A 15,289-nucleotide genomic window follows, 5' to 3' on the forward strand; every position below is an offset into this window, starting at 1 on the left:
ATGGATAAATACTGCTGCTTTAACTGTCCTAAAAAAGACTATACTGAAAAAGAATTGTTTGATAAATGTCCAAAATGTGGGATGAATTATGGTTTTCCCCTTGATTTACTTCCAACAGAGGTCAATGGATTTAAATTAGAAAAATCTATTGCAAGAGGTTTTTATGGAGCAACCTATATAGCAACTTCTAAAGAAAGAATACCTAAAAAGAGAGTATTAAAAATAATACCTAAAAAGATTTATGAATTATTTGGCAAGAACTTCGAAAATGAATGTAATCAACATTCACAACTTGATAATGAGCATATAGTTGAGATTCATGACTATTTTGATGAAGATGTTGATTTTAAAGGAACTGTTATTCCTTGTCATGTTTGTGTGCTTGATTATGTTGATGGAATCCCATTAAAAAAGGAGATGGATTCTGATATTTCTATTGAGAAATTGACTCAGATAGTTATAGATTTATTAGAAATTCTTGAGGTCTTAAAAAATAATGGTAAAAGTCACAATGATTTACACCCAGGAAATATTTTGGTTTCAACCCTTAGTCAAGGAACAAAACGAGTAGACCAAATTGATAATTCAATCAGATTAAAAGTTATAGACTTAAATTCGACTTCAGACGGAACACAAAGCTCCGAAACTAGATTAGGAGACATAAATTGGATTGGTAAGAGTATTCAGGACTTGTCTAAACGGTTTATTGCAAGAAAAGAAGAGAATAAAGAAGAATTAACTGATAAAGAAAGTCGAATACTTTCCCATTTTGAAAATTATGGTAAATTATTAAGTCAAAAAGTAACGAATACAAGACTTCCTAAGTTTGATGATCTTATTTATGATATAAAAAGCACTTATCGTCATGTTGTAGACCCATGGAATGAAACATTTTCTCTTAAAAGCTTTGATTATGCATACAATGCTCAATCGCTGAAACCCAATTATGTACCTGCTATATTTGTAGATCCTGACAATAAATTCTTTAATGAGTCAGTTAAAGCAGGTCCTCTTATTATTTATGGTATGAGAGGCTGTGGAAAAACCATTTTATTATTGGGATTAACTTTTTATTCTCGTATTAGTTCTTCAAATTCCGATCAATATTCAAACAAAGGGTCTAATGGAATTGTGAACAGAATCGTAAATGACGGGTTTATAGGATTGTATATTAATGCAAATAAGTTATTGGATGTCGTCGGTAAAAAAGATGAGGAAATATATAAGCCTTTGGAAAGGATATACTTAAGATTTTCCTTGGAGGCACTAAGAACTTTGAGAACGTTAAAAAAGATAGAGGATAATTCGGTTGTAGACCTTTATTTTGAAACCTTACTAAATGAAATAAATTCAAAAGTTAGTAATCTTAATTTATCTGCTATCAATTCTGATAAAGAGTTGGAAGATATTTTAATTAAGAAAATTAATTTGTTAGAGAAGAATGACGGGAATGAAATTTTAATTTCTACAGCCGCTCCTGCTGTATTTGAGGATCTCTCCACAGCTATTACAAGTTGTAGTCCTATATTATTAAATCATAAAATCTATTATTTATTAGACGATGTATCCACAAGATATCTAAACCAGGAAAATATAATACAGATTATCTCTACATTTATTTTTCAAAGTTCTAAATGTGCTTTTAAAATTACTACTGAAGCGCAGACATTAAATGCCATTCTTTTTTCTCCTGGTAATCAGGAAAAAACAAGGATAGGAAGAGACTTACAAACATTTGATTTGGGTAATTTGGTGAATGAACAAATTAGAAATAATAAAAATTTCGTCGTTGATATTTTGGAGAAGAGGAATAGACTTATTTCTAAAGATTCTAATAGTTACCCTCATCCTATATATCTTTTAGGGGATGTCTCTCTTAGAGAAATTGCACTAAATATAACCAAGACAGGTGCAAATAAGAAAAATAAAAAACAATTTTACCATGGTGTCACGATGCTTTCTAAAGTGTGTGTCGGAGATATTGGAGATATCATACATATTTATAACCTAATGTTAGAGGAATATAAAAATAATCCTCACACTCCGTTGAAAATAGAAATACAAAATAAAGTTTACCAAAATGTTAGTGCAAACAAGTTATTTGATTTAGATAGAAACAAGAATGACTTGAAAGATTTTGTTTTGACATTTGCCAAAGCTTCATATAAATTACTTTTGGAGTCTAAAGGTTCTGGAAGGCTTAGACAGTATAATTCTATTTATGTGAAGATTACTTCAGGAGACCAGGAATTTCAAATTGATAAATTACGGAGTTTGGTAGATGCTGGGATTTTCATATACGATGGTAGTCCTCTCGCTCCGAGAACGACTGGAAATGATACAAATCCGTTATTACAATTTAAATTAGCATTTAGAAAACTTTTAGGTTTGACCAACTTTATAGGTATTTCTCAATCGGATAGATTTGAATTAAGTGGCTCGGAATTGGAAACATGGCTAAGAAATCCTCAAGAGGGAGAAAAAATATTACTTAAAAATAAAATAATAGAGGATGTAGATTCTGATGAAGCCTCTTATGGTTTTAATGAAGTGACAAGAAATGCGGGATCTCAAGCTTCTTTAGATTTTGTCGACTCTAAAGAGGAAAATCGAGAAATTGAGAACTTCTTTATCTCCGAAAACAGGATCACTTTAGATAAATCGCTTTTTGATAGTAATGCAATAAATAATTTTCAACAATATGTGCTAGGAATAGGATTTGAAGATAGAACCTATGAATCTCTGATGAAAGTAATTAACCACTCGAATATCACTAAAATATATGCCATTAAGCATAAATTAGAAGAAGGGAGGTTTGATGACATAAAAAAGACTTTAATCCAATCGAAAAAAAATGTTGTATTTCTAGATATTGATGAAATTGAAAGTATCGATTTTTCTTTGAGAACAATAATTGATATTTCAGGTTTATCTAAATCAATGATATTTAGGTTGATCACAATGGCAAAGAATAACATTGATAAAATCGCTGTCCTTGAGACAGATGCAAAGATTTTATCTCCTTCTGATGAAGATTTGAAAGAGATTGTAGATAGACAGGAACAGGCGACGGAGGTTTTAAAAGCAGTAACAGAAAATATTGAATTAGGGGAACTGAAGCCTTATTCAATCGAAAGAATATACTCAACTGATACGGATGAATCTAACTCACGAGTAATACTTTGCTTTAGTTCTCCTAAATTTGAAAGGATGCTGACATTTCTTGACCAAAAACAATATGAGAAAATCTTAATTATTAATCCTATAAAAGAGGACTATAGAAGTAAGTTAGCTAGATTATCAGCAAAAGTAATTCAAGATAAATATTCATCTATAGAAACGGAAATAAGAGATATTGATACTGAAAATCAACATGAAGTTTTGAAAGTTATGACTATGTTTTATCAAAAATATTATTTGCAAGAAGGTTGCAATTTTGATATTGCTTTGACTGGATCTAAAGTTGAAACACTATGTGCTGGAATTTTTGCTACTAAAAATAAGATAAATAACTGTTGGTATATTAGACCACAAGAATGGAAATCAAATGCGTTCTCCTCTGGGACTTCAGATACCTATATTTATTCTATTATTACATTTGATCGAAGTTAGTGTAATTAATATAGTCGTTTCAATATATAAGAAAACAGGAAGGATTTATCAGGTTTTTGATAACGAGTAATTTAACCTACAAATGACTTATTTTATTATTATTTCCATATTAATATGAAAATAAATTTTTCAGTATCTTATGGTCTGGTGAATTTTTTCTAAGATTTCTGATTTTCATTGTTAGGTTATGCATTCTGTATCGATATAAATGGGATAATGAAAAAATAGAATTTCAGGATCCTTTTGTTTTTGTGAATTTTCTCGAAAAATTGAATCTAAACATCTAAACAAGTTATAATACTTAATATAAATTCTCATGGCATGACAATCTGATTATATATGAAATGAATTGTAGTCTTGTTAATACATGTGAAAGAGGATTATAAGACATCTTGCACTAATTTTATTCACATATCCAAGATTGTCTTTGTCAAAAAAGTAATTATTTTTTTTAGATACTCCAATAAACAAGGTTCACTTTCATAATAATTACACTATCTTTATCTCATTAAAACATCTCTTCTGCAAAACGTTGTAGAACACTACGTTGAGGTCATAGCCAATTCGTAGCCAAGCGATTTTGAAGGAAAACTAAATTGTTATAATATAGACGGTTATAAAGCAGGTTCTGCTGCCTTCATCCGCACTGAGAGCGACAAATTGAAGATTTCTTCTTTTTGTCGCTTTTTTTCATTCTTATAATTCCCTCTTTCCATATAGATAATTTTATTTAAACTTCATCAAATAAAATAAGGAGATAAGCGTAAAAAAGCATAAAGAATGCAAGACAAAATATATCTTTGTAATCAAATTAATGATGATTAGATATGAATATTACAATAAAATCACTAGAGGACATAGATCAGGCCGCGACCGAATTCGTAAAGGCGATGGGAGATAATACTGTTTTTGCATTCCGAGGCGAAATGGGCGCGGGAAAGACTACCTTTATCAAAGCCATCTGCGGGAAGTTGGGTGTGTCAGATACTATAAACAGTCCTACGTTTGCTATAGTCAACGAATACCGTTCCGATAGCGGGGAACTGATCTACCATTTCGACTTCTACCGGATCAACAAAGTGGAAGAGGCTTTCGATTTCGGCTACGAAGATTATTTCTACAGTGGCAGCCTTTGCTTTATCGAATGGCCCGAACTGATTGAGAACCTGTTGCCGACCGATACGGTGAATGTCAGTATCAAAGCGCTGGAAGATGGTAGCAGGAGTGTAGTAGTCGGCGCTTAATGTCCGGTTCTTTATAGAAGATAAGAAGGGGCAGGCTGTATAGTAGCCTGTCCCTTTGTATTGTAAGCTTTTCTTATATCACCGCAGCTTCCACTTTCTTGAGGAAGTCTTTTCGCATCTCATCCGTACCTGTGGAGGTATGTTCGCAATTGAGCCATGTGGCATTGTTGATACCTACCGAATAGAGCATGTTAGGAATAAAATAATCCTGAACGAAAGGCTTAAATGTTTCACCGGCACTCTCCGATGTTGTGATTACTGTAGTCCGTCCTATTTTAAGCAATGGAGTCCATCCATTCTCGTAGCTGAAAGCAAAGCCTTGGAGCAGCACTTTATCGAAAAAGCCTTTCAGTATTGCAGGCATTGTTCCCCACCAAATAGGATACATGAATATGATCTCTCCGGAATTCTTCAGCATTTCCTGATATTTCAATACAAGGGGGTCGATTGCTTTTCCCTGGTTATATACCGCGAGCTCCGCTTCTGAAAACGATGGATTGAATCCGTCTTTGGTAAGGTCTATTACCTGATATGCTTTGTTCTCTTGTTCGAATTTAGAAGTGATTGTGTCTAAAATAGCCTTGTTGAAGCTACCATGCCATGGATGGCTGAATACGATTGTTACCATTATCCTGTTTAAAATTTATTATATAGAGTTAATAGCCGATGCAGCTTAACCTGCAACATTGACCTTTATTCCTAATTCTTCGATACGCTTTGCGATTTCCTTTAATTTCTCCACGGAAACTTTCTCAAGGTTCTTTTCGGGTGTTTCCCTGTCGATTGTGTAAATCATCACTTCGCGCGGATTTGTTTCTTTTACCACTTGCAGCCATGCCGATATTTCCTCTTCTGTAGTATTGTCCACGGTTTTTCCGTCGTGACTGCCTGTTACAAACATTGTTTGCATAATAAAATTGCCGTTGAAACGCTTAAACAGTTCCTTTTGTTTCTCGACACTGTATTCCGGCGAGTTGGGGCGATCTATCAGGCGTATAGTTTCCAGTATCCCCGAATCGAGCTTGAGTATATTGTTGTCTACTTTTTCCAGCGCGTCAAAAACCTTTTGCTTTCCGGCATGCATGGCGTTGGACAGTACGCTGATCTTTGCTTTGGGGAAGTATTTGTCCCGTAATTCTATCGTATCGTCTATGATCCCCGCAAATTGAGGATGCATAGTCGGCTCTCCGTTTCCTGCGAAGGTGATAACGTCAATATCGGTATTTTCTTCCCGGAGACGGATCAGTTTATCTTCCAGCGCAGCCTTTACATTTTCGCGGCCGGGTAGTTTTGTTCTCGTTCTGAAATCTTTGTTGTATCCGCATTCACAGTAGATACAGTCGAATGAGCACAGCTTGCCGTCGTAGGGGAGGAGGTTCATCCCCAGCGAACTGCCCAGACGCCGGCTGTGTATAGGGCCGAAAACTATTTCGTGGAATAATATAGTTGACATTAGTTTACTTTGTCTTTAAATCTTTCTGCAAATTTACGGACTTTCTCCCTGTCGGATTCCATGTAGTCCGTTAATTCTTTGTAAACAATCTCTTCGGCAGCTTTCTCTATTTCGGGTTGTTCCAACCTGATTTTCAACGAGCCGCCATAGGTGAGTTGCATTCCCGATACGGATGCGATAAGTATAAGCCCGGAATTGTCCGTACAGACCTCCTGATCTGTATAATCTCTTATAAATCGTATGATCCCTTTCTTGACCCCGTCGACGAGAGACCCGTGATTGTAAGTTTCTGTATCTCCAGCAAAAGACTGGATATAAGCGGTTGCCGTGTAGTCGGGAAGCGCTATGGATATTTTGTACTGAAATCCGTTGTGTTCCTTTTCTATGTCTAGCCGGAAAGAGGGTTCGTTTACAGAACGTTCCATAATAAGTAAGTCCATCCTGTGAAATATTCCTTTGGGATAGTGGAATATACATTGCTGGAAGTCATTATGCAGATTATCGCTAAAATTGATTCTTATCTGGGGATTGAGGCAGGCTGTTTTTCGGAATACGGAACAAAGATATTCAAAATCGATATCCGTTGTCTTGAATATTTCGCTGTCGGGAATAAAATCGATAATAAGGTCTTCCCTCAGATAGCCTTCTTCTATACTAATTTCGAATAGATTGTTTTGGGATAAAAGCGTATGGATCTTTCCCCCGTTATATACTTCTATCTTTGCCGACCGGCTCAGGCCTAAAATCACAGCCAGATCCAGAATGTTTTTTTGTGTGCCGGGATTGCCTGCTTTCTTCAGAAGTCCGAGTTTTTTAATGAGGGAATCTACGTCTATGGCTGATGATGTGATATGAACCGTGCCGTCCGATGCCAGTTCGATATCCACCTCTTCCATTTTCGCTGAGGACATTAAATCGAGAATGAAATGTTCTATCATTGTGCAGATACCTTTTCCCTCTGTGCTGCCTGTGTACATTGCAGGGCGCAGACGAATGCTTTCTATCAGGGATGCCTCTCCCATATTGGTTTCTTTAAACTGGTTTTCCATCATCAATATTTTAAAAAAGTTGACAAATCTGACAATATTTACAGTAAATAGTTAGCAGCAAACAGTAAACAACCTGTAACTGTTAAAAGGTAATAAAGGTAAATCACTTTCGTAACAAACTGATAATAAACACATAAACCTATTTTTTAGAAATGGTGAGTAACAAATGGGTAACAAAAATGCGGAAAACAACATTCGCTAGGTAAGATTGATTGTGTAAAGATACATTTCTTTTCCGATATTAGCAACTACTATTCTTTTGCTTTCCGTGACATCATTATACAGGCAATAGCCGAGAGATAAAAAAAGATAATTGAAATAATCACACCGTATATATGTTGTCTATTATAGATTGTATTTAATAGATTTTATAAATTAAAAAAAACAATATCAAAACCATATGCTCATTATAAAATCCACATGGCGACTGTCTGTAGTTTATCCTGACTATTTTTTTTGCTCATAGATATTGTGGCCATCTACCGTATAAAAGTTTAAGGCATAAACATACTTAAATCGCCTCCACACTCGGCGGGAAAGTGGATATAATATAGGCAAACGACTATGTATAAAGGCAATAAGTATATATGCCGTTAAAAACTGCCTGTAAAATGCGCACGGTCAGAAAGATATTACTATTTTTGTAAAAATTAAGGATTAAAAAAAAATTTGCCTATGGTATAAAGCGTAAAACTACGCACATTTTAAGATATATTGGAAAAAGCGTCTAGCTTGTATTCTGGTTCATGAAACTTCGACAATTTCAGCTCCACCAAGAGTAAAGCAATGATGCTCACGCTATGGCGTGGGCTTTACTCATTTATTTGGTGGACAGGTAGTCGAAGACCTCATGAACAGATAATTGTAGTTTTGTCCACGCTTTTTTTATGTGTGTATGTGAGATATACAAGCAGCAACATGCGGGACACATGTTTTTATAGATTAAAAAAAGACAATGCAAATTTAAAATTCTACAAAAAAAATGAATAAAGCGTTTTATGTATTCCGGTTGCTGCTCCTGGCAGGTGCGGCAACCGTATATTTCACCTCTTGCGGGAAGGATGAGCCGCAGAATATAGAGGTTACAAGCATTGAATTAAACAGTACAGCTATTTCGCTCGCAGTAGGGCTACAGAAAACTTTAACCGCAACTGTTTTGCCTGATGATGCAACGGATAAAACCCTAACATGGGAAAGCAGTAATACAACTGTCGCAAGCGTGGAAAACGGTGTGGTTACGGCTAAGGGTTCAGGCACGGCAACCATTACCGCAAAGGCAAGTAATAACCTAACCGCCACTTGCGAAATAATAGTTTTTGAAACTTCAAAATCGGAAGTTACTATTAACGGTGTTACATGGGCAACACGTAATGTCAATACTCCCGGCACTTTTGCAGCTAAACACGAAAGTACAGGGATGTTCTATCAGTGGGGTAAAAAAGTAGGTTGGTCGACATCCGCCCCGTATACATCCGCCCCGCAAGGAAATCAATGGGATGACAACATTTATACGGAAAGCGTAGTCTGGGAGGCCCTTAACGACCCTTGCCCGGCAGGATGGTGTATACCAACGAGAGACGAATTGCGCAGTCTTGGTGAGGGAATATGGACTGACGACTTTATTTGTAGCGGAGCAGTCGGACGGATATTCGGTACTGTACCCAACCAAATCTTTCTACCCGCTACCGGATATATAACCAGCAAACTGCCTGATAGCGACGGTATTCCAAAACGATATGCAGTTAATGAATCCGGGACGTATCATTCAAAAAATACACACAGAAGCGACGGATCCAGTCCTCTTGGTACAATATGCCTTAATTTCATGGAATATAGTTGTGAAATAGGCGTTTACTATAGTGGTTCCGCAGAAATAGGAAGAAGTATCCGTTGCGTAAAAACTACTACTGTTGAGCCTACCAGCGTTTCATTGAACAAAACCACGCTTGCCCTGACGGCCGGAAACTCGGAAACATTGACCGCTACCGTTGCCCCAAGCAATGCAACGGATAAAACCGTAACATGGATTTCAAGCAATACTTCCGTGGCAACTGTCGATGCGAACGGAAAAGTAACAGCCGTGAAAGCAGGTTCGGCAACCATCACCGCAAAAGCAGGAGATAAAACGGCCGTTTGTACGGTAACGGTTTCAGATGCTACCATAGTCGTTAGCAGCGTTTCATTAAACAAAACCACGCTTGCCCTGACTGTAGGAAACTCGGAAACATTGACCGCTACTGTTACCCCAAGCAACGCGACGGATAAAACCGTAACATGGGTTTCAAACAATACTTCCGTGGCAACTGTAGATGCAAACGGCAAGGTAACAGCAAAAGCCAAAGGTACAGCAACTATCACCGCAAAAGCAGGAGATAAGACAGCAAGTTGTACGGTGACGGTTTCGGATGTAGCTTTAATAAAATTGGATTACAGTGAACTTCAAATGGTTGTAGGTGAAGAATTCACGCTAAATGCGACTACCACCCCTCCTGGTCAGGTAGTAGACTGGCAAAGTAGTAAAACAAGCATCGCTACAGTAGAAGGCCCGTATTCCCAAGGAAAAGTAATCGCCAAAGCTCCCGGAACGATAACTATTAACGCAACGTACAAGGGACAAACTGTTTCCTGTGAAATCACTGTTTATGCTATTTCTGCAACATTCACTTATAAAGGTGTTACCTGGGCATCGAAAAATGTGGATGTTCCGGGAACTTTTACTACAAGTGCTAGCGATCAAGGAATGATGTATCAATGGAATAGAAAAATCGGTTGGACTTCCGAAGGTTACAGTTTAGTATCAGTGCCGGCGGGCGGCAGCTTGTCGGGGGGGGCGCAAGGTACATCATGGACTCCGGAGAATGACCCTTGTCCAACTGGGTGGCGATTACCGACTTATGAGGAATGTAAGCAAGTATCGACAACACCCTGGCTAGCTGTGCTCAATGATCGAAGGATTAGCGGTAATAATTGCGACGTTCTGATCCACACTAAAGATAACATCATTGTTTTTAGCGATGGGGCCGGCATAAATGCGTTGGGGAGTACACGAAATCCTAAGTCGGTATACTGGACGTCTACTCCTAATGGGGAAGAACGTGCTTACGGGTTTGACAAAAGGGGGGGGATCTCTCCGGGATACGATATAAGTCGCAACGCCGCTCTGTCGGTGAGGTGCGTGCGTAATTAGCAACTCCCAGGAGAATGACAGAAAAAAGATGTGTAAGGAATGAAAGATATTCTTTACAATATTTTTATCTGGATATGCAGTACGGGGGTAGACGGCAGTGTCTGTTGCACAACTAATTTTAGATAATTATTAAAACCATACTATTTATGAAACAAGCATTAAAAAAAACCGGAAATTATTATTCAAGCGGAAAAAATTATAAAAAAGATACTCATATTCATCAAGAAAGGCACGAGTGCGTTTATAACACAGATTTTTCAGCCACATACGAGCCTCCTTAAAGCCGGGGGAGAAGATGTACGACAATAATTTCTTGATATTATAAGCCATTGAAGCTAATAAGACATGTTTATTGGCAAGCTTTATACCTTTTGTATATACTTTTTTCATTCCCCGGTAATGAAGCAGAGTCCCTAAAACAGGCTCAACGGTAGATGAACGCAGTTTTATCATTCGCTTGCCTATAGGAGTATGAATACGTTGATACATTCGATCATAGTAAGCTTTGTCTATGGTATCTTCTAAATGTTTGAAGTTTTTTTTACCAAGACACGCTGCTTTAAGCGAACAGTCTTTACAATCTTTGCCGGAAGATTCATAGATTCTGGTCCGGGTATTATCCCGGTGATCGGTGCGTATATACTTAAAGGGGAGCTTTACGCCTTTATAGCATTGGTAATAATTTTCTTTCGGATGAAAAGTGAAATTCGTCCTTTTAGGAAGATAGTTTCCCATGCAGGGTATATACCCTTGAATGTTGAGATCTTCTAAATGTCTGAGAGAACGTCCACTGCTATAGTTTGTATCCGCCAATACCTGGGAAATGGTTATACCCATTGGATATAAATTAGTTCTTGCCTGAGCTAAGATATCAGGTAAACAAAGTGAATCCCGTTTGTCTGCAAGGCTTGCCAAAGCACCGCAAATAACATGGGAACTCGTATCTACACTTATTTGTGCAAGATAGTTGAGATTTAGCGCTTTGTGTGGCTTCCTGGATAACCGTGCTTGCGGATCTGTTGAACTGCATCGCTTTTTATTTTGGCCATGCCTGGGATTTGATGGCTTGATAGAGGAATTATTGAACTGAGGCCCTGATTTATGCTCTTGTTCATTAGCACATAGATCCTGATAATACATAGAGCTTGTGACCTTTAATTGAACTTCTTTATCGACAAGACTTTCCATAGAGGCATTCGCTTTAATAAAAGCACTATCAATTGCTTGAGAACGACCCTCAACCATTCCTGCTTCAAAGCAGAGGTAGAGTATATGAGCGAAAACATCAAGAAATAAGTCTTCACCATAGAGTTGACGTGTACGGCTTAGTGTACTATGCCAAGGCAAAGGTTCATCGACATTGTAGTTTAAGAAGTAAAGCATATCCATACGCATACTGGCATGTTCGATGATTTTTCTGTCAGAGCTTAGGTTTTCTATATAGCCAATAAGCATGAGTTTAAAGAAGACTTCCGGATCAATACTGGCTTGTCCTTCCCGCCCATAATAAGGCAGAGCCTTTTTACGGAGAAAGGATAAATCAAGCGTATTCTTTAAACGGCGATAAAAATTATTATCTGGTACCCGATCTGACAATCTGAAGACTAGAAAGAGTTTTTCTTCGTAGTGTTTTTTACCTAGCATAATGATTGAATTTATTCATGTAATATACTAATAATTAACCGTATAATCAATTTTTATTAATGCTTATTTCTTTCTTTTTTAGTTGTGCAACAGACACCGGCAGCTACCCCTGTGCCTCATTCCGGACAAACTGATAATTGCCGTCTATTGGCAACAAACGTATGTAAAATAATAGTCAAACAATATAATACTCATCCCACCTACGGTGTGCGTGGGCGGGAAAGTATAAAAGACAGGAGGTACATTATGATAAAAAGCTATAATAAAATAGCATTGCTATACGGGCAATCCACAAGGGAAATTGCCGAGAGGTTCATGACTTGCATAAACCAATTGAACGCTTTGAATGCCGGTAAAAGGTATCCAGTTGAAGCGGTTATGTGCGATGATTCCGCTTTCAGAACAGCGGCAAACCAACAAGGTATTGATGAATTTATTAGACAGCATTTTTACGGGGTGGTGTGGGCTTTTGTGTTTCTGGGCCCTGACGACTTTGCCCTTTCCCTGCCTGATGCATTAAGGGGCGATTCTTTGCAATCGACTATCAATAAGATAGCGGACAATGCTTATAGTACAAAGACGATGCTGACAAAGGATGAATTTAGAGGAAAGCTATCGAACTTCAAGTTGCGGGCATCGCAGAATGTTGTTCTTGAAACCGGACTTATTTGGGGCACGCTTGGTTTTAAGGGAATTAAATTCATATCTACATTTTCACACAACGACTTGAATAATCAATATGACTTGCCCTCTGATTTTCCTAATCATCATATATTACAGTTATCTACTGCTAATATGGATACTGAAATAAAAACGATAGTCAGTAATAGTTTGATTGATGGCGGTTTACATATAGTTCCCTATGTTAACCTGTTGACAGATTCGGCGTATGGAGTAAATTATAGGGAGCTTTTCAGTGGGGAACAGTTACGGGAAATAGCCGGTCTGAAATCAACGCATGTAGATAACGAACATAAAATTACCCATATTGAAAAATTCAGGCTGATTGCTGATATATGGACTAGGGAGATCCAATCGCTCCGGTATGACGATGAACGGATAGTTTATATTTTTGAGCGTCTTGTATTTGTTCCGTATTTTCCTAAAGATCATGGGCGACCCGGCATTGTCTGGATGAATATGGCATTACAATCGATTGAGGACAGAAGCTCGGAGTATTACTCTATTTTAACACAGATTAGGGATTACATGACTTATCGTGCGGCTGGCAATGGCACTTTTTTAGGATATAAATATATCGCGGATACGTTACTTGCTATTAAACAACAACGCGTCACAGGGAATATGAGGACAAATCCGGTTATAAATGTTTATCTGAATGATTATATCGGGTTGTCGTGCAGGGCCACTGTCGAAGAATACAAAAAAGACAATGCGGTTGATGCCTTATTTGTTCCGACAGTCTATTTGAATCATTCCATAGCGGCATTGAGCTGTTGCATAGATGTAATCCAATTGGGCACAAGCGAAGCGGAAACGCTTTGGAAAGGTTACAGTTTGTATAATCGCGCACGCAGCTATTCACTTTTGGCAGAATACGATACTGGTAACGCAAATAGTTATAAAGCACGTTCAATAACAGACTTTTTCAGTGCATTGAATGTGCGCTATGAATGGGAAGCACTTGAAGAAACTTTTGGGGGAATTCCGAAAGTATTCGAGAATTCGTTTATAGCGGAGATTGCCCTTACCATAATAGAGGCAATAGGAAAAGGTATTTATAATGATCAACAAAAAGTAGAGGCACGTGATAAATTAAATGACATCTACAATATGCTTGTGCTTTCTTCAAGCATTGGGTTGGGCCTTGTGAACAATGTGAAGAACAAGATTGATAATTTAAAGACAGTAGATTGGTGGCAAAGTTAATTCTCCATCGGCAGGTATCGCCTGCAAGTTCAGATAATAAACTCCCAAGCCGCAGGAGAGTAATCGATAACCTTTTCAATCTGTATTGTAACCGGGCTCTTGATAGAAAACAAATGGGATTAGACTACATCGTCTAAACAGGAAATGTGCATAAAATTACGAAAAAACGGTAAATGAAGAAGGCTCCCTCAGGAGCCTTTCTTATATAAGAAATCAAACGTTGCATACTCCCTCACTTGCGGTACCCGCCGGATGTTCCCACTATCTACTTTGTACAGGTTTGCCCAGAAACCTTTAGAAAATATGATAATAACGCATGGTCTATTAAAGGGAAATAAATACTATTTTACCTTTTGATTTATATATATTTAATTGTTTGATATATAGTAATATAATAATTAAAAGCAACAGCATATTTTACATAAAATAGATATAGTAACAATTATTTTAATTTTTAAGTAACAGATAGGTAACAAAAGTAACAAGAAAACGAAGATATGATTAAAAAAATAGAGTTATGCTAGTGCGGTATATGTGTGTATAACTATTTGTATATATGTTTATTAATTTTAATTATGGCGTTTTAATTTTTTTGAAATTTTTTCCGACAACTTTTAAGGTAACAAAGGTAACACTTTTTACAGTTAACAGTAAACAGTTAGCAGTAAACAGTAATACAACTTTCTCAACTTATGACTTACTGCCCCCGCTGGCGGGGACTTCCAGTCCGTGTCTTGTTGACAGGGCACGCAACACATAGACGGGGCGTCTGCGCGAGCGGGGTCAAAAAGGTAACAAAGGTAACACTTGTTTCAGTGAACAGTAAACAGTCATCAGTTAACAATTTGTAACTCGTAACTGCCCGAAGGGCGAAGAAATAACATTCGCCGAAGCGAAGGCGAGGCAAACTCGTAACTTTCTTAAAAGGTAACAAAGGTTACATTTTTCATTACTTTTAGCAAACTGGTATATAAAAAAACTTTTTCAAAGAGCTATAAGCTAACGTTTATATATAGATAAACTTTCCGGAAAAATATATATTAAAATTATGAAGTAGTCAAGACTTTTTATTTTGTATTATTTTGTCATTGGCTCCGCTTCGCTCTGCCGAACGTTGTTTCTGAGGTACGAAGAATCTCGTTTTAGGGGATATTTGCCATGCCTTCACTTCGGCGATTTTGACTCCGTCGATTTTCAATTCAATTGACTA

At 37.3% G+C, this 15,289-nt stretch carries 8 protein-coding genes; 4 read left to right on the top strand and 4 right to left on the bottom strand.

The features are described 5' to 3' along the window. Complete coding sequence (locus ACYQ3L_RS21200) at nt 1-3,612, top strand: ORC-CDC6 family AAA ATPase (RefSeq protein WP_379997573.1); 3,612 nt, start codon at nt 1-3, stop codon at nt 3,610-3,612. A gap of 827 nt (nt 3,613-4,439) precedes the next feature. Further along, nucleotides 4,440-4,856: a tRNA (adenosine(37)-N6)-threonylcarbamoyltransferase complex ATPase subunit type 1 TsaE gene (tsaE, locus tag ACYQ3L_RS21205; protein WP_379997571.1), complete on the top strand. Its 417-nt coding sequence runs from the start codon at nt 4,440-4,442 to the stop codon at nt 4,854-4,856. Between the two features lie 73 nt (nt 4,857-4,929). On the opposite strand, the gene ACYQ3L_RS21210 is transcribed toward tsaE, so the two are convergent. The 3 genes from ACYQ3L_RS21210 to ACYQ3L_RS21220 are packed head-to-tail and all read right to left on the bottom strand — an operon-like array spanning nt 4,930 to nt 7,358. Next, nucleotides 4,930-5,484, bottom strand: coding sequence for an NAD(P)H-dependent oxidoreductase (locus ACYQ3L_RS21210; RefSeq protein ID WP_291109858.1), 555 nt, complete (start codon nt 5,482-5,484; stop codon nt 4,930-4,932). 45 nt (nt 5,485-5,529) lie between these two features. Further along, nucleotides 5,530-6,309, bottom strand: a complete 780-nt coding sequence (locus ACYQ3L_RS21215) for a radical SAM protein (protein ID WP_379997568.1) — start codon at nt 6,307-6,309, stop codon at nt 5,530-5,532. Beyond that, a complete protein-coding gene (locus ACYQ3L_RS21220) occupies nt 6,309-7,358 on the bottom strand; it encodes a hypothetical protein (protein WP_379997566.1) in 1,050 nt (349 codons plus the stop codon). Before ACYQ3L_RS21220 ends, ACYQ3L_RS21215 begins: the two co-directional genes overlap by 1 nt. A gap of 982 nt (nt 7,359-8,340) precedes the next feature. Here ACYQ3L_RS21220 and ACYQ3L_RS21225 point away from each other — a divergent pair. Further along, nucleotides 8,341-10,545 carry an Ig-like domain-containing protein gene (locus ACYQ3L_RS21225; protein ID WP_379997564.1) on the top strand — a complete coding sequence of 735 codons (2,205 nt, stop codon included), beginning with the start codon at nt 8,341-8,343 and terminating at the stop codon, nt 10,543-10,545. 144 nt (nt 10,546-10,689) lie between these two features. Here ACYQ3L_RS21225 and ACYQ3L_RS21230 read toward each other — a convergent pair whose 3' ends face one another. Then, nucleotides 10,690-12,189 (bottom strand): IS1182 family transposase, encoded by a 1,500-nt coding sequence (locus ACYQ3L_RS21230; protein ID WP_459952481.1) that lies wholly within the window; start codon nt 12,187-12,189, stop codon nt 10,690-10,692. 84 nt (nt 12,190-12,273) lie between these two features. Between ACYQ3L_RS21230 and ACYQ3L_RS21235 the strand changes: the two genes are divergently transcribed. After that, nucleotides 12,274-14,079: a hypothetical protein gene (locus ACYQ3L_RS21235; RefSeq protein WP_379994983.1), complete on the top strand. Its 1,806-nt coding sequence runs from the start codon at nt 12,274-12,276 to the stop codon at nt 14,077-14,079. Nucleotides 14,080-15,289 lie beyond the last annotated feature (1,210 nt).

Source organism: Dysgonomonas termitidis (assembly GCF_054657735.1).